The 20,538-nt window shown below is 45.8% G+C and carries 19 protein-coding genes and 1 pseudogene; 6 read left to right on the top strand and 14 right to left on the bottom strand.

Annotated elements, in window-relative coordinates; genetic code table 11:
* Positions 1-15 precede the first annotated feature (15 nt).
* A pseudogene (locus H8S52_RS08040) lies at positions 16-416 on the top strand (TraQ conjugal transfer family protein).
* Positions 413-943: a lysozyme gene (locus H8S52_RS08045; RefSeq protein ID WP_186909599.1), complete on the top strand. Its 531-nt coding sequence runs from the start codon at positions 413-415 to the stop codon at positions 941-943. The pseudogene H8S52_RS08040 and the gene H8S52_RS08045 overlap by 4 nt, the downstream one beginning before the upstream one ends.
* A 63-nt stretch (positions 944-1,006) precedes the next feature.
* Here H8S52_RS08045 and H8S52_RS08050 read toward each other — a convergent pair whose 3' ends face one another.
* The 11 genes from H8S52_RS08050 to H8S52_RS08100 form a co-directional block, all read right to left on the bottom strand.
* Complete coding sequence (locus H8S52_RS08050) at positions 1,007-1,228, bottom strand: hypothetical protein (RefSeq protein WP_186909600.1); 222 nt, start codon at positions 1,226-1,228, stop codon at positions 1,007-1,009.
* 115 nt (positions 1,229-1,343) lie between these two features.
* Complete coding sequence (locus H8S52_RS08055; protein ID WP_186909633.1) at positions 1,344-1,652, bottom strand: hypothetical protein; 309 nt, start codon at positions 1,650-1,652, stop codon at positions 1,344-1,346.
* 54 nt (positions 1,653-1,706) lie between these two features.
* Positions 1,707-2,009, bottom strand: a complete 303-nt coding sequence (locus H8S52_RS08060) for a hypothetical protein (protein WP_186909601.1) — start codon at positions 2,007-2,009, stop codon at positions 1,707-1,709.
* Positions 1,949-2,182, bottom strand: a complete 234-nt coding sequence (locus H8S52_RS08065) for a DUF3873 family protein (protein ID WP_186909602.1) — start codon at positions 2,180-2,182, stop codon at positions 1,949-1,951. Before H8S52_RS08065 ends, H8S52_RS08060 begins: the two co-directional genes overlap by 61 nt.
* Positions 2,160-2,384 carry a hypothetical protein gene (locus H8S52_RS08070; RefSeq protein WP_186909603.1) on the bottom strand — a complete coding sequence of 75 codons (225 nt, stop codon included), beginning with the start codon at positions 2,382-2,384 and terminating at the stop codon, positions 2,160-2,162. Before H8S52_RS08070 ends, H8S52_RS08065 begins: the two co-directional genes overlap by 23 nt.
* 21 nt (positions 2,385-2,405) lie before the next feature.
* Positions 2,406-2,663 (bottom strand): hypothetical protein, encoded by a 258-nt coding sequence (locus H8S52_RS08075; RefSeq protein WP_008655920.1) that lies wholly within the window; start codon positions 2,661-2,663, stop codon positions 2,406-2,408.
* 30 nt (positions 2,664-2,693) lie between these two features.
* Complete coding sequence (locus H8S52_RS08080; RefSeq protein WP_186909604.1) at positions 2,694-3,959, bottom strand: PcfJ domain-containing protein; 1,266 nt, start codon at positions 3,957-3,959, stop codon at positions 2,694-2,696.
* A gap of 2 nt (positions 3,960-3,961) precedes the next feature.
* Positions 3,962-4,372, bottom strand: a complete 411-nt coding sequence (locus H8S52_RS08085) for a PcfK-like family protein (RefSeq protein ID WP_186909605.1) — start codon at positions 4,370-4,372, stop codon at positions 3,962-3,964.
* A gap of 4 nt (positions 4,373-4,376) precedes the next feature.
* Positions 4,377-4,634 (bottom strand): hypothetical protein, encoded by a 258-nt coding sequence (locus H8S52_RS08090; RefSeq protein ID WP_008655927.1) that lies wholly within the window; start codon positions 4,632-4,634, stop codon positions 4,377-4,379.
* Positions 4,635-4,646: 12 nt separating this feature from the next.
* Positions 4,647-4,868 carry a hypothetical protein gene (locus H8S52_RS08095; protein WP_032941017.1) on the bottom strand — a complete coding sequence of 74 codons (222 nt, stop codon included), beginning with the start codon at positions 4,866-4,868 and terminating at the stop codon, positions 4,647-4,649.
* Positions 4,869-4,879: 11 nt separating this feature from the next.
* Positions 4,880-5,095: a hypothetical protein gene (locus tag H8S52_RS08100; RefSeq protein ID WP_032941018.1), complete on the bottom strand. Its 216-nt coding sequence runs from the start codon at positions 5,093-5,095 to the stop codon at positions 4,880-4,882.
* Between the two features lie 453 nt (positions 5,096-5,548).
* On the opposite strand from H8S52_RS08100, the gene H8S52_RS19810 reads away from it, so the two are divergent.
* From H8S52_RS19810 to H8S52_RS08110, 3 genes are all read left to right on the top strand, one after another.
* Positions 5,549-5,740, top strand: coding sequence for a hypothetical protein (locus H8S52_RS19810; protein ID WP_106624768.1), 192 nt, complete (start codon positions 5,549-5,551; stop codon positions 5,738-5,740).
* Positions 5,741-6,149: 409 nt separating this feature from the next.
* Positions 6,150-7,916 carry a pectinesterase family protein gene (locus H8S52_RS08105; RefSeq protein ID WP_186909606.1) on the top strand — a complete coding sequence of 589 codons (1,767 nt, stop codon included), beginning with the start codon at positions 6,150-6,152 and terminating at the stop codon, positions 7,914-7,916.
* 19 nt (positions 7,917-7,935) lie between these two features.
* Complete coding sequence (locus H8S52_RS08110) at positions 7,936-9,255, top strand: acetylxylan esterase (RefSeq protein WP_186909607.1); 1,320 nt, start codon at positions 7,936-7,938, stop codon at positions 9,253-9,255.
* A 52-nt stretch (positions 9,256-9,307) separates the two neighbouring features.
* Here H8S52_RS08110 and H8S52_RS08115 read toward each other — a convergent pair whose 3' ends face one another.
* Positions 9,308-10,474, bottom strand: coding sequence for a dienelactone hydrolase family protein (locus H8S52_RS08115; RefSeq protein ID WP_186909608.1), 1,167 nt, complete (start codon positions 10,472-10,474; stop codon positions 9,308-9,310).
* 77 nt (positions 10,475-10,551) lie between these two features.
* Here H8S52_RS08115 and H8S52_RS08120 point away from each other — a divergent pair, with 77 nt between their 5' ends.
* Entirely contained in the window at positions 10,552-15,024 is a 4,473-nt protein-coding gene (locus H8S52_RS08120) for a two-component regulator propeller domain-containing protein (RefSeq protein WP_186909609.1), read from the top strand.
* A 274-nt stretch (positions 15,025-15,298) separates the two neighbouring features.
* Here the strand turns inward: H8S52_RS08120 and H8S52_RS08125 are convergent, their stop codons facing one another.
* Positions 15,299-17,086, bottom strand: a complete 1,788-nt coding sequence (locus H8S52_RS08125; RefSeq protein ID WP_186909610.1) for a RagB/SusD family nutrient uptake outer membrane protein — start codon at positions 17,084-17,086, stop codon at positions 15,299-15,301.
* A 21-nt stretch (positions 17,087-17,107) separates the two neighbouring features.
* On the bottom strand, positions 17,108-20,332 hold the full coding sequence (locus tag H8S52_RS08130; protein ID WP_186909611.1) for a TonB-dependent receptor: 3,225 nt from the start codon (positions 20,330-20,332) through the stop codon (positions 17,108-17,110).
* Between the last annotated feature and the right edge of the window lie 206 nt (positions 20,333-20,538).

Below are 20,538 nucleotides of genomic sequence, written 5' to 3' on the forward strand. Positions count from 1 at the left end.
AAAAATCAAAGAATAATGAACATACTGAACAACAAGAACAAGAGAACATCAATCTTCAAGGCGTTGGCACTCTGCCTGTTCGCCGCAGTGTCATTCACATTCGTATCGTGCGACGACGACATGGACATCCAGCAATCCTATCCCTTCACGGTGGAAACCATGCCCGTGCCGAACAAGGTCACAAAGGGGCAGACGGTGGAAATCCGCTGTGAGCTGAAGAAAACGGGAAGTTCCGGCTGTATTACACGGCGCAGGGTGACGAGGCGCACAACTTCATCGTGGTAATAGAAGATAACTTCAAAAATTCCTACGAACTGGAATTTGACTTCAACAACTCAAACCGCTCCGATGATGAGGAAGAAAAGGTTGTTGGCACCCTGCCTGCCGGTTACTATCATCCTGTTATGAGCCTATGAGGAAGTGCAGGATGATACTGACGCTCTGTTTCCTTTCGGCGGTCTGCTCTTTGTGGGCGCAGGGCAACCGCCATAGAGAAACAGGTAAGGGAACGGGACTATACCATCTGTCCCTGCATGAGAGGGCTTTCTTGTGTACGCGCTACTTTGAGGGCTGGCACTCGGAGGGTTGCTATCCCTACGTGGGCTGGGGGCATCGTTTACAAAAAGGCGAGAAATACTCGGCACGCACCATGACGAAGCGGCAGGCAGACGCACTCCTGCGGAAAGACCTGCGGAAATTCTGTGCCATGTTCCGACAGTTCGGGCGCGACAGCGTTTTGCTTGGCACGTTGGCTTTCAATGTGGGTCCTGCGAAGCTGCTGGGCAGTAAGAGATACCCCAAAAGCAAGTTGATACGGAAGCTGGAAGCGGGCGACAGGGACATTTACCGGGAATATATCGCTTTCTGCCACTACAAGGGGGAACGGCACGCCATGCTGCTCAAACGGAGAAAGGCGGAGTTCGCGCTGCTGTACGTTCCGTAACATGGCAAGTGACTGACAAATGAAAATCCGATGAAGCCGCAACTTCATCGGATTTTCCGCTTTTCATACATTCGGAATTTCTCCTTTGCCGATTACCTCACTATCCCTGCAATGCTCGATGACGCCGGGCGAAAATCCCATGTCCCAGATTGCTATGTATCGGATATAATCCGCATACTCCTGACCTTGAAAATTCCTCCCCGTGAGGTTTTTGAAAATCATCCTTATGCTTGTTCTGTCACTACTGTGCAGGATGATTTTTCCGTTCTGTCTGATTGTTTCCATGATTAAAACTTCGTTTTTGTGAATGTTATCGGAGATTGGACAAGGTTTCTTTGCCTACTTTCTTCCCCGCCATCATGCTCATGAAAGAAAGTAGGCGGCTTCCGCCGCCCGCCTCTCAAAATCGGGTGTAAAGTCCCGTTACCATCGTGAACATTTCTTCCAGCATATCGTAATAGATACCCTCGTGCGTTTCGATGTCCTTCGTCTCACACTCGAATGTCTTTTTGCTGAACGTCCTGCGGTAGAAACGCATGTTGTAGAGGTCTGCCCCTGCATCGTAGATGATGTCAAGGCGGTTTGCGCTTGTCCTGTTCCTCGCAAGGCTCATGCGCAGTCCGTTCCCCATGTCTATGAAGTCCCTGCTACCCGTTATGGCGGCAAAGCGTCTGCCGCCTATCTGCTCCAAAATCGTCTTTGCTATCATATCCATTGTTTTTTAGGTGTTTATGTGTTGGCGGTGCGGACACCGCCAACTTGTTCAAAATTCTGTTATCTCGGCGATGGGTGTGCATCGTTTCAGCCATTCCAGCAGGCACTCCATATTGTACTCGCTCGTTATGACTGCCGTGTGGCTGTCAATGGCTGTGAACCTGCTACTTTCGTAGTCATCTATCCACTCTTTTAGGGTTGCCACTCCCCAAAACTGCGTATCTCTGAAAATGTCGTCCAATACCTTGATAGGCTTGCCGAACTTCACAATCAGCGTCTGGTAGTCTGCGTTCATCGTTTGCCCTCCTTTCCTCCCTTTGCCGTAAGCCACTTGTCCCGTGCGGCTCGGCACTCGTCCAACGTGGGTTTGACACAAGAGAACAACTCTCCGTCTAAAGGGTGGTGGTAATCATACTGCACAAGTGTCCGCTTGCGTCTGCCGATACCCGATTGGAAACGTTCGTATTTCTCCGTACCTGCTTCCGTGCAGGTGCTTACTCCGTTAACGGTCATTCGTGTTGCCATAATCATCTTTTTGAATAAATTTTTCTAAATACTTTTCCTGCACTCCGAGTGCTTCTGCATAGACACTCAATTGGGCAGCATAGTAGGTACGGTAGTAACTTCTCTCCATTTCGTTCTTGGATAATCCGATATGCGCCTTTATATCGTTCAAATGTCTTTTGACGATATACTTGTAGTAATGAAGTTTCCTCTTTCTGTCCATAATCGTTGCTTTTAATGGTCGTTAAAAATGTACTGACAGGACTCTGTTTTTCATTACCATTTCGGGGTTGCTCGTATAGCGTTGGTGAATCCAAAAGTGCCTGCGTCCGTAGCCGTAATGGAAGAACTTGTCAAGTTCGTGTTTTTCGGCAAACTCCTTTACACCCCGTCTTAACTGCTCCTCACTCGTTGTCAGAGTGAGGAGGTTCACAAATTCAAGAAACATCGTGGGGATTTTATCGTCCCACAAGCAAACCATGCTTTCAAATCTTACTTCCATGTTGTTCAATATTATAATTATAGGTTGATATTATGCTGCGTTCATCCGCTGACGGATAAGGCTCATGTTACTGTTCACAAGGGCGATGATGCGGTCGTGGTACTCGGTGTTCCCGTTGCATACGCCACGGCACTGCACCACCTCAAAGGTTTTCAGTGACACCTCCACCGTTTCTATGCGCCTGCCGTCTATCCGTGCGGAGAGTATCAGGGAATTTTTCCGATTGTGGTAGCCGCCCACACAATGGTGCATTAGCCTTCCTTCCGTTTCCATTTCCTCCACGCTTTCAATGACCTTGACAAGTATAAGGTTGTCAGAGAATGCAAGTCCGAAAAACATTCCTTTGGTTTTCAGATAATTCTTCTCGTCCTCAATCGCTTTCATGCGTTGCTGTTCCGTCCGTTCACGTTCCCTTTGTCGGTTGCGCCTTGCCACCAGCTTGTCGTGTTCGGATTTGAGGTCGGAGGGGCAGACGTACTTCGGGCTGTTCGTGTCCTTGCCGAAATGCCGCAGGAGGTCTATGGTGTCGCACCACATTGAGCCGTCCGAAATGGTGTAGCCGTTGCGGATACATATCTTCACGGATGCCCAATACCTCTCCATGTCGAAACGTGATGTCAGATAGTGGTGCAACATCGGGTATTGCCCTGCCTTCATAAGTGTTTCGGCTCGGCTGTCGGAAAGCAAGGCAGGGATGAGTCTGGTCGGCACTATGTCGTGGAAGTCACCGTCAAAGCCGTTCCTGCGCAATACGTCCAAAACCTTGGACTTGGGATATATCGGGGAATAGGCGATGTGGCGGTATGCCGCATTGTCGCTGCGGACTGCAAGCGGAGAGCCGAAGGAGAACGTGTCGATGTAGCAACCCGACACACGCTGTATGCCCACCACCGCCATGCGCCCTTGTGCGTTCCACCAATACTGCCCGATTTCAAGCGAATAAGGCTTTGCCTTGCAGCCTTTCTCCATCTCCACGACAAGCAGGAACATGCGCAGCACTTGGTATTCTCCGCTCGTGGTGAGGACGGTGAAATACTGCTTCTGCGGAAGTTTGCGCTCGAAAGTTTGGCGCACTTTCAGCCTTGCACCGCACTTGGGGCAGGTGCAGTTGTCGCTTGGCTCTGCCATAAGCCAGCCGTGTCCGCAGTCCATGCAGGTGGTACGACCTTTCGGCAGTCGGTAGGCGTAATGGTCTATGCACTCACGGAACGCCCAATTCATTTGCCGTTTGGTTATCGGGCGAAGGCTTTTGCTTTGGGCAAGCACAGCCTTTTCAAACTTGTTTCTCGGTTTCATAATCAGAAGTCAAATAATGATGGTTCTACTTTGGTTTCTTTTTTCGCTGTCGGCTTGTTGCGGTTCTGCAACTTGCGGACTTCCTCGTCTTGATATTGCCGGATAGCCTTTTGCCGTGCCTCCGCTTTTTCCTCCGCCGTGAGTTCCACAACGTGGTTCACCGCCACTTGGCATTGGATAGGCTTGCCCACCTCTATCTCGTTCTCGTCATAGTAATGCACGGCTTGTCCGTAAATCTCCCCGTCCGTGAAGCCGTTGCAACCACTGTTCTTCACATAGTTCAGAATGTAGGTGATGCAATCGTCCATGTTCTTGGCAGGGTTGCGGTAGTTCTTGGCAAAGAGCGCATCTTCCGCTGCACGCTGCTCCAAATACATCTGTATCGTTCTCTTGAAATGGTCTGTTCCTTTCATATCGTCAAATTTTAGCTGGGTTGTCATTCAGATAAAGTATGTCGCAGTCCTCCACTTCGGCAGGTAGTCCGAAAAGTGGATAGTATGAGAAGTACGGCTGTGCGTTGCCGTCCATGTCCGTGAGGGGCGAAACGATTTGCACCTGCCAATCGCTTGTCCATTTGTCTATCAAGCGGACTTCTTCCTCCGTCAGCCCCGCCCGGTCACCGCCCGTAAGGTAACACAAGCTCCATGTAGGTATCTTTTCCGTTGTCTTGTTCATATCGCTGTCATTTTAGATTGTCTGTTTCAGTATTCCTCTCCAATAGGTCGGCTCAACCTCGCTCAAAAGGAAGTCCATGAAGTCCTTTCGTGCGTCCTTGTTCAGTTCTCGGTAGAGTTCACGGAACACGGATATGTTGCCGTTGATGTACGTTTCCACCATATACACGAAGATGTTGCCCACCTCGTAATATCTGCACTGCTGTTCTACTGTCTTGCTGCTTCTCTTTGCCATGTCGGTAGGGGTTAAAGGGTAAATAACCAAAGAATAAATCCGAAGAAGGCGATAGTGGAAAGGATAGCCACGATTACGCCTATCGCCACTCGGAACACTCCGTTTACAATCTCCATGATGATGTCCCAAAGGATGCCGAACATCCCGAAGGCGGTGCGCACCATCAAGCCGCATATCGCAAGCCCTATGTACTGCGCCATTTGTCTGAAATTTGCCGTTGCCGTCATATTTTCGCTGTTTTTGATTTTTTGTTTTTTAATGCGGATTCAAGAGCTGAGGGAGTTGAGTTTCAAACTATCTATCTGCCTCTCGTTTATCCGACATTTTTTTAATGCGTCTTTCTGTCGCATCGGTCGTTTTCGTTTCGGGTGCTTGAAAAGGTAGGGATTAGGGAATGCAAGGTTTTTCGGCCAAAATACTACCCGCAGGGCTGGAGATTTTTGCCGGAAACAGGAGGCTTGACCTTGCTTTCCCGTCCAATCCCGGAGTTACCTTTGCGCCCAGAACGGAAATGACTGCCTGATGCGGCCCACTGAAAGGCGCGAAAATGGAGGTAAACGGAAGTGGAGGCAGATTAGACAGGAAAAACTTCAAAAGAGAAATCCGTAAAAAGAAGAAGCCTCAAAGGAAAAGGAATATCGCCGGAAGCGTGAAACCGGGCAAACCACATGCAAGGAAGTATGATTTTATATGTTCGGCCAGACTTGTCAGATCGGGCGGATAAAATCATTCTTCCCGGTTTGCCTGCTGTGGGTGACGGCTTGTGCCATTCATGGGCAAGCGGTCATGCACGGCTTTCCGCTTACGGCTCAAAGGAACAGCAAAAAAGAAAAAGTCCTCTGAAAATCCGTAAAAGCACCTCCTTGGCATAAGCGCAAAAAGAAATGGGCCTCGCGTCATAAGTCTGAAACGATAATCGCTCGTTCAGGCGTGACGCAAAGCCCTTTTCTCCGCTTATGCGGTAGTCGGCATACGGTCGTCCAAAATCCTTTTGGGCGATGGTGTACCGACGGACAAAACCGCTTTTACGGAAAAGCCCGCAAAAATAAGGTGAAAAAATCAGGGAGATTTTGTCTTAATCTCCCGTTTTATTTGTACTTTTGCACTTGAAGAGTTCTTTGAAGGTTACGCAACGTGCAGAAGGATGATGCAGTAGATAACTAACTAAATCGTAACCTATTACCATAATGAGCGGATAATGCATGCTCATTTTCAATATCTTAGACCTTTCTCATAACTTCCTGATACAAATATAGCGATAAATAATAAGTTTGAAAAACCATGAAAAGTAAATTGATTCTGCTGTTGGCAGCTTTTTTCTTGTGTTCCGCTTTCAAGGCCGATAAACCGGTAATTACCATTTTTATGATTGGTGATTCTACGATGTCAAATAAGTCGTTGGTGGGTGGTAATCCCGAAAGAGGGTGGGGGCATGTCCTGCCCGGTTTCTTTTCTGAAGACATACGGGTGGATAATCATGCCATGAACGGACGCAGTTCCAAGAGTTTTATCGATGAGGGGCGCTGGGACAAAGTGCTTTCACTGATAAAGAAAGGCGATTATGTTTTTATTCAGTTCGGGCACAACGACGAAAAGCCCAAAGCCGACCGCCATACAGACCCGGGAACAACCTTTGATGCCAACCTGCGTAAGTTCGTTAATGAGACTCGTGCGAAAGGCGGTATTCCTGTTCTGTTCAACTCCATTGTGCGCCGTAACTTTGGTACGGCCGATAATAAAGCCGTAGCGGAAGCTATTCTTCAGGATGATATTCGCAAGGGAATCAATCCTGATGCCAAACAAGACGCTTCTCAGGGAAATAATGTGGTGGAAGGAGACAAACTGATTGATACGCACGGAGCATATCTGGATTCTCCGCGCAATGTAGCAAAAGAGTTGAATGTTCCTTTTATTGATATGAATAAACTCACCCACGATTTGGTAGAAGGCTTGGGGCCGAAAGAATCGAAGAAACTCTTTATGTGGGTGTCCGCCAACACAATTGCTGCCATGCCTAAAGGTCGTGAAGACAATACTCACCTCAACATATACGGTGCACGTGTCATAGCCGGTATTACAGTAGATGCCATTGCCAAAGAAGTGCCGGAATTGGCAAAATATGTCCGCCATTATGATTTCGTGGTAGCTCAGGATGGCAGTGGCGATTTCTTTACTGTACAGGAAGCTATTAATGCCGTACCCGATTTCCGTAAAAATGTACGCACCACGATATTGGTGCGTAAAGGCGTATATAAAGAAAAACTGATTGTGCCCGAGAGCAAGATTAATATCTCTTTGATAGGACAGGAAGGAGCTGTCATATCCTATGACGACTATGCCAATAAACAGAATGTCTTTGGAGAGAACAAAGGTACGTCCGGTTCATCTTCCTGTTATATCTATGCGCCCGATTTTTATGTGGAGAATATCACGTTCGAGAATACATCCGGTCCGGTAGGGCAGGCTGTTGCCTGTTTTGTCAGTGCCGACCGTGCTTATTTCAAGAACTGCCGTTTTCTCGGATTTCAAGATACACTCTATACGTATGGGAAGGGAGTGCGGCAGTATTATGAAGATTGTTATATAGAGGGTACGGTCGATTTTATATTCGGTTGGTCTACGGCGGTATTCAACCGTTGCCATATTCATAGTAAACGTGACGGGTATGTCACAGCTCCTTCTACCGATGAAGGACAGAAATACGGCTATGTATTTTATGACTGCAAATTAACTGCGGATGCCAACGTGAAGAATGTTTATTTGTCCCGTCCGTGGCGTCCTTTTGCTCAGGCTGTGTTCATTCATTGCGATTTAGGAAAGCATATTCTTCCGGTCGGTTGGCATAACTGGAATAAGAAAGATGCTGAGAAAACCGTTTTCTATGCAGAGTACGACAGCTATGGCCCGGGTGCTAATCCTAAAGCACGCGCTGCTTTCTCCCATCAGTTGAAAGATACGGAAGGATATGAAATAGAGTCTGTTCTTGCCGGTACTGACGGTTGGAATCCGGTTGCTAATGGCAATGCATTGGTAAACATTAAACGTTGATTGATAAAACAATTCTGACATGGTAAAGAATAAAACAATATTGGGAGTTCTTATTCTGCTATTGGGTTTGGCATTGACTGCCAGTGCGGAAAATTATCCTTACAGGAGCGATGTACTTTGGGTTACCGTACCCAATCATGCCGATTGGCTCTATCAGACAGGGGAGAAAGCTACCGTAGAAGTACAATTCTATAAATACGGCATCCCGCAGGATGGTGTAACTGTCTGTTATGAACTTGGAGATGACATGATGCCTTCGGATACGAAAGGCTCTGTTACGTTGAAGAATGGTAGAGCCGTTGTTACTATCGGCACAATGAAGCAACCCGGATTCCGGGATTGCCGTTTACAGACCACTATCGCTGGAAAAACTTATAAACATCATGTAAAGGTAGGTTTCTCGCCCGATAAACTTCAACCTTATACGAAGATGCCTGCCGATTTCGATGAATTCTGGGATAAGAGTAAGTCTGAAATTGCAACTTTCCCTTTGTTGTATACGAAAGAGCGGGTTGAAAAGTATTCTACCGACAAGATAGACTGTTACTTGGTTAAACTACAGTTGAACAGTCGGGGACAAAGTATTTACGGCTATTTAACCTGTCCCCGGAATATGCAGAAAGGTGCTTGCCCGGTAGTGCTTTGTCCGCCGGGTGCAGGAATCAAAACTATCAAAGCCCCTCTTCGTCATAAATACTATGCAGAGCAGGGATGTATCCGTTTTGAGATGGAGATACATGGACTCAATCCGGAGATGTCCGAAGCGGAGTTCAAGGAAATCAGTAATGCGTTCAACGGCAGAGAGAACGGGTATTTATCAAACGGACTGGATAATAAGGATAATTATTACATGAGACGCGTTTATCTGGCATGTGTCCGCAGTATTGACTTTCTAACTTCTTTACCCGAATGGGACGGTAAGAATGTCATTGTGCAAGGGGGTAGCCAGGGAGGTGCTTTGGCATTGATTACCGCCGGACTGGATACACGGGTAACAGCGTGTGTAGCCAATCATCCGGCTTTAAGCGATATGGCAGGCTATAAGGCTGGCAGAGCGGGAGGTTATCCGCATTTCTTCCGTGTAGCAGGTATGGATACTGCCGATAAGTTGAATACAATGGCTTATTATGATGTAGTAAACTTTGCCCGCCGGATAAAAATTCCTACTTACATGACTTGGGGATACAATGATGATACTTGTCCGCCCACTACCAGTTATATCGTATATAATGTGTTGAATTGCCCCAAAGAAGCGCTAATCACTCCTATTAACGAACACTGGACATCTGAAGCTACGGAGTATGGGCATTTACTTTGGATAAAAAGACATCTGAAATAGCGATTGACCATTAGCGGTCAGTGATTGTTATTAATAAAGTTATCACTGACCGTTAATCCTTATTTCTCATTTCTTTGTTAAAGAACTCCAATACCTCTTCCTGCATCTCCTTGTTAAAGAAATGCTTCTCATCCCATATCTTAGTCACAAGCCTGTCACCGGCATGTTGACTGTCCCATACTGTTCGCATTGTTTGATATGCATCTCTTACTCCTTCTATCGGGAATAACTTATCTTTGCTTCCATTGAAGAAAAGGGCGGGTTTAGGACATGCGATACTTGCTGTATGCGGATAATCCAGATAACGCCTTAAGTTTGGAATAAGCATGGAGTAAGCGGAACCGCCTTTATTCTGATTATTAGTCAGCGTCATCAGATGCTCTGTGGTATTCATCCAGCAGATGGAAGCGGATGCTTTTATACAATCAGTCAGCGCAGCCAGCATCCAGGAACGGTAGGCACCCATTGAGAACCCGAGGCAACCTACTCTATTTTTATCGACAAATGGCAGTGAAGCCAGAAACTCGGCACTACGCACATCATCCATGTTGATAAAAGCCCCCCAGGATGCTCCCATTTGCATGAAATTGGAAGCCAGTGCCTGCTGTCCGTCATAACTTACTCCTTCCTTTCGTCCGCGTTCTCCCCAAAACAGGGCGTCGATAGACAGTACTACGTAACCGTTTTGTGCAAAGTAATCTCCGGTATATTGTCCGTCGTAACAACGGACCACCCAATCTTCGGCATCAGCCGATATTTCCGGTGAGACTCCGAAAGGACGTACCATTTTCTCTTTGCCGATGGAGAAGTGTGCTCCATGATCGTGCAGCATTATCACAGCCGGAAAAGGCCCTTTTCCGTCAGGAACCAATAAATAAGCCGGTATGCGAGACCATTCCGAAACATTAAACCATATCTTGCGGGCTTCATATCCCGCCCGCTGCTCTGTTCCGACGACAGACATATCGTATTTCGCGGGAGCAGGTGGCAGATTCTGCATGCACTCCATCACTACATTTCGTGTTTCGATTTTCCATTTCCCGAAGTCTTTTGTGGTAGACTTTCCCCATGCTGCGGGATAGGTAAGTTGCTGTTTCAGTTGCTCGTAGAAAACGGGCATGTTTTTTGTCACTTCATAACTTACCGTATCAGCTTGTTGAGCCTTTATACCCAGACTTACGGTAAGGAAAACAGCATAAAGTATAACGCTTGGTTTCATAGTGGTATTTAAAATAATGACAAATATACGATATTTTCGGCGAAATGCGTATCTTTACCCCACAGAACGAATATGTTATGAGAAAACTTCTATATCTGGTCATAGGCTTATTGTTTGTATTTGCATTACCGTCCGGAGCACAGCCGGAGTGTGTCTTTACCCATTATTCGTCCGAAGAGGGACTTTCGCAGAACACTGTCATGAGTATTCTGCAAGACAGAAAGGGAAATATGTGGTTTGCCACTTGGGATGGCATCAATAAATTCGACGGGTATGATTTCAGGACTTATAAGGCAAAGTTTGATAACCGCATTAACCTGACAAACAACCGGGTGGACTATATGTATGAAGACCGGTACGGTTTTCTGTGGCTGCTTACTTACGACAATCAGGCTTGGCGTTTTAATCCCCGTACCGAAGTATTTGAACGTGTTCCTGCCATGAAAGAAGAAGGAAGCAGGTTTGTGGTAACTTCAATCAAGGTATTGCCTTGCGGTTCGGTCTGGTTACTTTCGGAGGGAGAAGGAGCTATCCGTATCAAGACCGATCCGGAGAGTTTTCGCCTTTCATCAGAGATGTACTCAGCTGATAACGGTTTGTTTCCGGCTGCACGTGTATACGATGTTTATGAGGATGCTTCCGGAAATGAGTGGATGCTGACTGACAATGGGCTGGGGATGCTTGCTGCCGAAAGTGGTGCCCTTACGTCCTTTTTCGTAGAGAAAACATTGAAGAAAGAGAAAGGCGGCCAAATTTTTTATACAGCCCAGGAATGTGGAAATGAAATCTTTTTCGGGTCGGATAGCGGACGCGTATGGCGCTATCAGAAGAAAAACGGCCGGTTTCTGTTATTGCAGTTGCCTTGTGCCTCACATATCGTGGCTGTAGGAAAGATTGACGAACATAATCTGATAATGGTTACAGAGACAGACGGCTTTTTTACTTACAATACGCCCGCTAAGACAACTGTTCATTATCCGGCTTCCCGTCTGCCGGGTACTCCTGTTCACTCCATTTATATAGACAGAAACTCGGAAGTATGGTTCGGGCAGGATATTGCGGGAACCGTTGCACATTTTAATGCAAGGACAAAAGTGCTGAAAACGGAAGTAATCCTGGTAGAGCCTACATCTACCGACCGTTCCCGTCCGGCTTTTCACGTGCACGAAGATATTTTCGGTTCTGTTTGGGTGCATCCCTATGGCGGAGGTTTTTCGCGTTTCGATAAGGCTGCTAATTGCCTGCGTCCTTTCTATAACGGCTTTTCGGATACCGACTGGCGTTTTTCCAATAAAATCCATTCTGCTTTTTCCGACAGGCAAGGCAATCTGTGGATGTGCACCCATTCCAAGGGACTGGAGAAAATCACTTTCCGCTCTTCCTTTTTCAGTATGATGACGCCGGAACCTCATCGGTATGAATCATTGAGCAATGAGGTGCGTGCTCTTTGCGAAGACACGGAGCATAATCTTTGGGTGGGACTGAAAGACGGCAAAATAAGGATTTACGATAAGAATCGCACGGAACTGGGATACTTCACGGAGACAGGTACGATATCACATACGGGGATACCGTTAAAGGGAAATACTTATTGCATATTTCAAGACAGTAAGCACAACATTTGGATTGCAACCAAGGGTGAGGGATTGGTAAAAGCCCGGCCTCAGGGTGGAGGACATTATAAACTGACCCGCTATTGCCATAGCAGGGATGATATCTACAGCCTGAGTGACAACAATGTATATTGTGTCTATGAGGACGTGAAAGGACGTATCTGGGTTGCCACTTTTGGAGGAGGAATCAACTACCTCACCCATAATCGTGGCGGACGGGAGATATTTGTCAACCACCGTAACAACCTGAAAGGTTTCCCTATAGATAATTGCCATAAGGTGCGCTTCGTTACAGGTGACCATCGCGGAAATATATGGATTGCCACTACGGTCGGCGCATTAATGGTAAACAGTGATTTTAAGAAGCCCGAAGATGCAGTGTTTCATCACTATGTACGTGTGCAGAACGATGTAAACAGCTTGAGCAATAACGATGTGCACTATATTCTGTCTACCCGGAAGAACGAACTTTATCTGGTTACTTTCGGCGGCGGGCTGAATAAGTTGCAGACTATAGATGCTGTCGGCAACGCAATATTCAAGTCGTATGGCGTGGCCGAGGGATTGCCTTCGGATATATTGCTCTCCATACGTGAGGATAACAGGGGTAATCTTTGGATGAGTACGGAGAATGGCATCAGCAAATTTATTCCAGAAGAAGAACGTTTTGAAAACTATGCAGACGGTCATGTCTCGCCTCATGTCCGCTTCAGCGAAGCGGCATCGGCCTATACTTCGTGGGGAGACTTGCTGTTTGGTACGAGCAACGGCGTCTTGTTGTTCAATCCCGATTCTATCAGGAAGAGCACATATGTACCGCCGTTAGTGTTTTCCAAATTGCTTATAGCCAATGAAGACGTTGTTCCGGATGAAAAAAATATATTGAAAGAGAGTTTGGATGATACCCGTGAATTGCAACTCTCGCACGAGGAAAATATTTTCACGATTCGTTTTGCCGCACTTGACTATACGGAACCTGCCGGAATACAGTATGCCTATATTCTGGAGGGATTTGAGAAATCTTGGAACTATGTCGGCAAGCAGCGTACCGCCACCTATACCAACCTGCCCAAAGGGCATTATGTGTTTAAGGTACGTGCTACCAATGCCGATGGAGTATGGACGGATAACATGCGCTTGCTTGATATTGAAGTACTTCCTTCCTTTTGGGAAACTCCTTTTGCCTATTTCCTGTATGTCCTGTTTGTTCTGTTGATTATAATAACGGCTGTCTATATCTTATTTACGATTTATCGTCTGAAGCACGAAGTTGTTGTGGAACAGCATATGACAGATATGAAATTGCGTTTCTTTACGGATATTTCCCATGAACTGCGTACTCCTTTAACGCTGATTTCTGGTCCGGTAGAGTACGTGCTGGAGCATACGCAACTGCCGGCGGATGCCCGTGAACAGCTACAGGTTGTGGAGCGCAACACAAATCGTATGTTGCGTCTCATCAATCAGATACTCGACTTCCGTAAGATTCAGAACAAAAAAATGAAGATGCAGGTGCAGCGTGTCAATGTAGTGGCCTTTACCCGCAAGATAATGGAGAATTTCGATTCGGTGGCCGAGGAGCATCACATTGACTTCTTGTTCGAAACGGAAAAGCCCGAACTTTATCTGTGGGTGGATGTCGATAAGTATGAAAAGATTATTTTCAACTTGCTCTCCAATGCTTTCAAGTATACTCCGAATGGAAAAATGATAAAAGTTTTTATCCATGAGGACGAAGAAACCGTTTCTATTGGCGTGCAGGACCAGGGTATCGGTATTGCCGAGAATAAGAAGAAATCTATTTTTGTCCGTTTTGAGAATCTGGTAGACCGTAATTTATTCAATCCAAGTACCGGCATCGGCTTGTCGTTAGTAAAAGAGCTGGTGGAGATGCACAAAGCTTTGATTACGGTAGATAGCAAGTTGGGAGAGGGCAGTTGCTTCAAGATAGACTTTATGAAAGGCAAGGAGCAGTATGACGAATCGGTGGAATTTATGCAGGACGATATAACAGTTGGTCTGGAGGCTTATTACCGGCAAACGGCGGATACGGAAGACGCGCAGCCCTCACAACCGGAAACGGGTTCTCAGGAAAAAGGCGGTGGAGATGCATCCAAAGATTTGATGCTGCTGGTAGAAGATAATTCCGAACTGCGTATTTTCCTGCGCAGTATCTTCGCTTCCGAGTATCGCATTGTAGAGGCTGCCAATGGTATGGAGGGGCTGAATAAGGCGTTGAAGTTTCTGCCGGATATTGTTATCAGCGATGTGATGATGCCGGAAAAAGACGGTATCGCTATGACCCGTGAATTGCGTGCTGATATGACTACCAGCCATATTCCCATTGTGTTGCTTACGGCGAAGTCGTCCATCGAAAGTAAGTTGGAAGGATTGGAGTACGGTGCTGATGATTATATAACCAAGCCTTTCAGCGCTACCTATTTAAAAGTACGTGTAAAGAACCTGCTTGCCCAGCGGCAGAAACTGCAAACGTTGTACCGCCATAACTTGATGCAGGCGGGAGCGGTTCCAGCCGTTGCCGATGAACAGAGTACCGGTAATGTCCAGGATAATCCTCAAACGGATAAATCTGCGGCAATGTCTCCCAACGACCGTAAGTTTATGGATAAACTTATAGAACTGATGGAGAAGAACATGGATAACGGTGACTTGGTGGTAGATGATTTTGTGCAGGAACTTGCCGTGAGCCGTTCCGTATTCTTCAAGAAGTTGAAAACCTTGACCGGATTGGCGCCTATCGAGTTCATCAAGGAAATGCGTATCAATCGTGCAGTTCAGTTGATAGCCACCGGTGAGTATTCCATGACGCAAATATCCTATATGGTGGGTATCAATGACCCTCGTTATTTCAGTAAGTGTTTCAAGCAGAAAATGGGAATGACACCCACGGAGTATCGGGATAAAGTGCTGAAATAAACCATTATTTCGTGTTCGGAATGAACATAAACTGTTGGAGCCTTGTTGTATTTGAATTACTTGAAAACTAAACAAAGTTTATGATTATATATTTGATATGCTTGCTGGTTATTGGCTTGATAATAGCCTGGAATATAAAAAAGGCTCCTTCGGATAAGGATTTGTGGGGAGAGGATGAGTAAGCTGTAAAAAGAGAAAGATGAATTCCGAAGTATCAGAATTTCGGAATTCATCTTTCTTTTAGTGAATATTATTCAGAAAACGGAAGCAATAATCAATATCCGGGATTTTGGTCTTCCATACTCAACTGGCCGTTGGCATCGATAGCTGCTTGTGGGATAGGCCATAATAATTTTTCTCCTATGGTAGCAGCGGCTGTACCTATCATATGCGGATTGTATTTGTTGTTGTATTCAACCAATTTACCGGTACGACGAAGGTCCATACGACGATAACCGTTTCCAAACATTTCGCAGGCCGACTCTTTCAATATGATGTCCAAATCAATATTATTTTCAGCTGTTAAACCGGCGCGTTCACGTACAACATTCAAACGCTCCAAGGCTTTGGGATCATTCAATTTGTAGTAAGCTTCGGCTGCTACGAAAAACATTTCCGGCAGTGTGATTACGTGGAGGTCGCGGAAACTCTTTCCGGCATTATAGTCAGCGGTTTGGCTGTCGTCAAATTTACGGCAAGGCTGTACAGACCAACTGAGTTTTTGCGTGGAGGCATCGTCAAAATCATATTTGGCAATAACCCCGTCCGGATATTCTGCCAGGTCTTTTACGTAAGTGGACATTGGCTCCATTTTGGCTGTTTTATCATTTTGTGGAATGATAAATGTGTTTTTCCGGTTTTCCGGGTCTTTGGCACGCCACTCAGCAACGGAAGCAGCGTCACTTTCCCAATAAGCCGGATAATACACTCCTACCATTTTGCCGTCAGCTTTGCCGCCATTTTTGTAGAAAGAGAAATAGTCGCCGATAGGCTTGCCTTTTTCATCTTTAAATCCGTTCTTGATATCCCATTCTTTCTTGACCAGTAGGGTCTTCATGAAAGTTGCATCGTAGCGTTTGTCTCCTTTTTCAAAATTTCTCAATGCATGCATGTAAGGTATGAAAGATGAACTACCATTTTTCATGCCTTCTTCGCTACCCCCGTAATAGTTGGAAAAGAAACTCTGCCAACGATTACCGTCATTTTTGTCATGCTGGTTTTCTGCATCGTATTCCACATCGAAGATGAACTCTTCATTGTCATCTCCGGAACGGTCGGCAGCCCATAATTTGGCGAATTCGGTTGTCAGTTTACGTCCGGCAATAACTTCGTCGGCATAGGCTGCCGCTTTGGTAAAGTAATCATCTTTCTTTAAGTCCCATGCAGCAGACAAGTAAGTTTTTGCCAGCAATGCCTTAACGGCTTCTATGCTGGCTTCCCCTCCTCCTTTTGTTGCAGAAGAAGCAACCAATTTGTTATTGTCGATAATGTTGGTCAGTTCTGTGATGATATGCGTATATACTGCTTCTGCCGTAGCACGGGGCTGTTCTTTGATTTCACCGGCCTGTTTGGCATATTCGGTTACTAAAGGAACGCCACCAAAATTATTGACCAGCAAGTAATAATACAAACACTCGATGAAACGACCTTCATCAATGTTTTTTTGTTTTATATCTTCACTCACCGTTGATTGTGCAGCATAGTACTGAATGGCAAGACATGAACGTATTCCATCGTAGCAATCTGTGTAGAAGTTTTTTACAGTCCCATTTTCAGGAGTAAAATTAGACCAACGGTGAAGAGCTGCACTGATATCATTGCGTCCATCCTGATACAAGTCTGTTCCGGAGTTGAAATAAGCGGTTACATCACTGCTGTTAAAGATATTTTTCAGTTGGGCGTATGCATCGTATGTCAGAGCTTGTAAACCGGCAGAAGTGGTAAAATATTCCACATCATTTACCGCGCTTTTATTGTCAGGCGTGAGGAAATCGTCACAGCCGGTCAATGTGATAGAGCCAGCCATGCACATTGTGTATAATAGTTTTTTATATAGTTTCATATTACTTATATGTTTTACTGGTTAGAATTTGATATTTGCACCAATCTGGTAGGTTACGGAAGCCGGTCCGCCGTCAGTCAGGTTTGCGCTTGCCCATTCCGGATCGAAACCATCGTAGCCGGTGAAGCAGAACGGATTAAGTACGTTTACGTAAAGGCGTAAATGTTTAACGGCTATTTTGCTCATCCACTTCTTCGGGAAAGTATAACCTAAAGTGATGTTTTTAACCTTTACAAAAGACGTTTTTTGGTATCTTACTCCCGAGCTGCTTTTACTGAAGTAACCGCCACCTGTTTTTTCATAATTGTTAGGATAGGGGTAAGCACCCATGTGCGGTGTTTCCAAGTAAGTGATGTCTCCTGTTGCCTTGTCCAAAACCGGAGTTCCTGCCGGGATATAGTAATCGAAACTCATCTTTTGACGGCCACGGTCGCTGATATCCATGTATTGTTCGTGGAAATAACTGCGTGACCATTGTCCTTGTTTGGTGTAAAGCATAAACGAAAAGTCGAAGCCTTTATAGGTCATTGTGGAGCTCAGGCTACCGGTCCATTTAGGGTCGGTGCATCCATAAATCTGCTTGTCCTCATCATTGATTTTTCCATCATCGTTCCAGTCGTTTACAGCCATCTGGCCTTCGTACCATTTCAGTTTATTGGGACTCTTGGGACCATATTTGTCGTACACTTCCTGTAATGTATAGTGTTTGTCTCCATTGATAGTGTGCATCGTGACTCCGTCCGCCGTAATTACACCTGCATAGGTGTAGTCGCGCAGTACATTCAGGCGTTCGCCTATGAACCAGTTGTTGCTGACATCGTCTCCGCTCGGCAGTTCTTTGATTTTACTCCAGTTGCGTGCGAATGCTACATTGACATCCCATGTAAAGTTCTGGTTGCGTATAACTCCGAAGTTGACGCCCAACTCAATACCGGCGTTCTGAACAGAGCCAATGTTGGTTGTCAGACTGCTTTCTCCGGTTTCCAAAGGCACTGTCGATTTCATGATTTGTCCGTCGGCAAGGCGGCGATAAGCATCTGCCGTTATATTGATCCGGTTCTGCAATACGGCAAAGTCCACACCGAAGTTGAATTCCTTGATTTTCTCCCACATCAGGGCTTGGTCAATGATTCCGTTACCGTAATAACCTTGGAATTCATTACCGCCGATTACAGCATAAGACGGTCCCGATGTGTAATAGCTTGTAGCATAATCTCCTACATTATTGTTACCGGTAATACCATAGGACAGGCGAAGTTTCAGATTGTCCAACCATTCCACATCTTTCAGGAAATCTTCTTCGGACATTCTCCATGCCAGGGCGGCAGAGGGGAACCATCCCCAGCGGTTGCCTTTTGCGAAGCGTGAAGAGGCATCGGCACGTACGGTAACTGTGGCCATGTAACGTTCTTTGTAGGCGTAGTTCAGTCGGGCAGCTACGGAAACCATGGACGATTCGGTATACGAGGACTTGGTAGCCTGGTTTTTGGCACCTTTTTCCATGGCATGGTAAGACAATCTGTCATCAGATATATTGGTAACGGATTGGGTATAAGTTTCTTTGTCTGTTCTATACATGGAGAACAGTCCCATAGCTCCCAAGCGGTGATTGCCCTGGGTCTTGGTGAAATCAATCTGGTTATCCCATGTCCAGTCCAGCCGGTCTGTGTTGACAACCGATGCATAGTTTTGCTTTTTATTCTGGTAATATGCCGTTCCGTCAGGATATTTGTCCGAAACGCCGGTACCCATGAAGATGCCTTGACGTCCATGGTAGAAGTTGGGAGAGAAAGTCGTTGTGAATTTCAGTCCTTTCATAAGATTGAAGCGGAGATAAGCATTACCGAACACATGGAATTTGCGGGTCTGATTTTCGTAAGCATCGATATCCAAATCAACCAATGGAGACGGAGTAGATGTTAAAGACATATTGCCCACTTTTGCTGGTTTGGCCAACAGGTTTCCGTCTTCATCCCACGGAGAAATGACCGGAGCAAACCAGAAAGCATTGTTGTAAGGAGAATACGCATTGGAAGAATCGGTAATCCAGTCATCCTGCACATCGTATACCATATTGACCGACATACCTGCTTCCACTATTTTAGATAATTTGCTGTCGAAAGCAGCTTTGATGTTGAAGCGGTCATAGCTGTTTTTCTTGAAAACATTTTCTTCGCCTTGATAACCAGCACCCAAGCGGTAGGATGTTTTCTCGCTTGCACCGCTTGCACTGATGAAGTGGTTTTGTTGTGAACCGGTCTGCAGTACCTGGTCTGCCCAATCATAACTTTCATTATTCATCCACCGTGTATACAAAGGTGACTCTTTCCACTCAGTGCCATTCTGGAATACAGACTGCAAGTCTGCATCTTTGATTATATATTTGATATGTCCCGTTTCGTCCGGACCGCTTGAAGTTGTATATTTGGCAAAGCGGTAGTTCATCCATTCCGTAGACTCCATGAATTTGGGCATGCGGGCTACTTTTCGGATACCGTAATAACCATCGTATGTAATTTCTACCGGTTGGGCTTTGCTTTGTCCGGCTCCGGCTCCTTTAGTGGTAATCAAAATCACTCCTTCGGATGCACGCGAACCGTAGATGGCTGTGGAAGAAGCATCTTTCAGCACATCGATACGTTCGATATCTTCGGAGTTCAGAAAGTCGATAGAAGAGACTACCATACCATCCACTACGTAAAGAGGACCGTTTGAATTGTTAATGGAAGATTGACCGCGGATTTGCATGCTGAATTTACCATTGGCGCGGCTGTTGGTTGCCGTGATGTTGACTCCCGGAACAGATCCCTGCAGAGCATCTTCTACGCGGAGCGCACCACGGGCGGCCAATTTATCGGCAGAAACCGAAGCCAAGGAACCTGTCACATCGGTTTTCTTCATTGTTCCGTAACCTACCACCACCACTTCATCCAATGCCTGCGCATCTTCTTTCAGTGTTACCTTAATGTTCTTCTGGCTGCCCACTGTAACGGTTTGCGTGATATAACCGATAAATGATACCTGGATTTTTGCATTGGGTTGTACACTGAGTTTGAAATTACCGTCAATATCGGTAATTACACCGTTGGTCGTACCTACTTCCAATACGTTTGCACCGATAATAGGTTCACCTGTACCGTCGATTACGGTACCTGAGATTTGGTGACCTTGTGCAAAGGCGATTAAGCATAGCATACTCAACGACAGAGTAGCCAATGCTCTTTTTGCAAGTCTTTTTAGATTCATAAGTTTGTTTTTTATAGTTATTAAATATAGTAAGGCTGATAATCGTAATGAGGTATTCTCACCCGTTATCGAGCACAAAAATACATGATACATCGTAAATATTATAGTATTTTTTGATATTCTTTGTGGAAAAATTAACTGTTATCCTCTGACTGTCCGTGTGACATATTCTCCTTTCTCCCTTCACATCTCCCTATTCATCAGGC

The organism is Bacteroides sp. NSJ-48 (genome assembly GCF_014287405.1).
Lineage (GTDB): Bacteria > Bacteroidota > Bacteroidia > Bacteroidales > Bacteroidaceae > Bacteroides > Bacteroides stercoris.

Bases quoted from the DNA above. Each gene is read 5' to 3' on its own strand.
- H8S52_RS08045 (WP_186909599.1), top strand. From the start codon at position 413: ATGAGGAAGTGCAGGATGATACTGACGCTCTGTTTCCTTTCGGCGGTC.
- H8S52_RS08050 (WP_186909600.1), bottom strand. From the start codon at position 1,228: ATGGAAACAATCAGACAGAACGGAAAAATCATCCTGCACAGTAGTGAC.
- H8S52_RS08055 (WP_186909633.1), bottom strand. From the start codon at position 1,652: ATGATAGCAAAGACGATTTTGGAGCAGATAGGCGGCAGACGCTTTGCC.
- H8S52_RS08065 (WP_186909602.1), bottom strand. From the start codon at position 2,182: ATGGCAACACGAATGACCGTTAACGGAGTAAGCACCTGCACGGAAGCA.
- H8S52_RS08070 (WP_186909603.1), bottom strand. From the start codon at position 2,384: ATGGACAGAAAGAGGAAACTTCATTACTACAAGTATATCGTCAAAAGA.
- H8S52_RS08075 (WP_008655920.1), bottom strand. From the start codon at position 2,663: ATGGAAGTAAGATTTGAAAGCATGGTTTGCTTGTGGGACGATAAAATC.
- H8S52_RS08080 (WP_186909604.1), bottom strand. From the start codon at position 3,959: ATGAAACCGAGAAACAAGTTTGAAAAGGCTGTGCTTGCCCAAAGCAAA.
- H8S52_RS08085 (WP_186909605.1), bottom strand. From the start codon at position 4,372: ATGAAAGGAACAGACCATTTCAAGAGAACGATACAGATGTATTTGGAG.
- H8S52_RS08090 (WP_008655927.1), bottom strand. From the start codon at position 4,634: ATGAACAAGACAACGGAAAAGATACCTACATGGAGCTTGTGTTACCTT.
- H8S52_RS08095 (WP_032941017.1), bottom strand. From the start codon at position 4,868: ATGGCAAAGAGAAGCAGCAAGACAGTAGAACAGCAGTGCAGATATTAC.
- H8S52_RS08100 (WP_032941018.1), bottom strand. From the start codon at position 5,095: ATGACGGCAACGGCAAATTTCAGACAAATGGCGCAGTACATAGGGCTT.
- H8S52_RS19810 (WP_106624768.1), top strand. From the start codon at position 5,549: ATGATTTTATATGTTCGGCCAGACTTGTCAGATCGGGCGGATAAAATC.
- H8S52_RS08105 (WP_186909606.1), top strand. From the start codon at position 6,150: ATGAAAAGTAAATTGATTCTGCTGTTGGCAGCTTTTTTCTTGTGTTCC.
- H8S52_RS08110 (WP_186909607.1), top strand. From the start codon at position 7,936: ATGGTAAAGAATAAAACAATATTGGGAGTTCTTATTCTGCTATTGGGT.
- H8S52_RS08115 (WP_186909608.1), bottom strand. From the start codon at position 10,474: ATGAAACCAAGCGTTATACTTTATGCTGTTTTCCTTACCGTAAGTCTG.
- H8S52_RS08120 (WP_186909609.1), top strand. From the start codon at position 10,552: ATGAGAAAACTTCTATATCTGGTCATAGGCTTATTGTTTGTATTTGCA.
- H8S52_RS08125 (WP_186909610.1), bottom strand. From the start codon at position 17,086: ATGAAACTATATAAAAAACTATTATACACAATGTGCATGGCTGGCTCT.
- H8S52_RS08130 (WP_186909611.1), bottom strand. From the start codon at position 20,332: ATGAATCTAAAAAGACTTGCAAAAAGAGCATTGGCTACTCTGTCGTTG.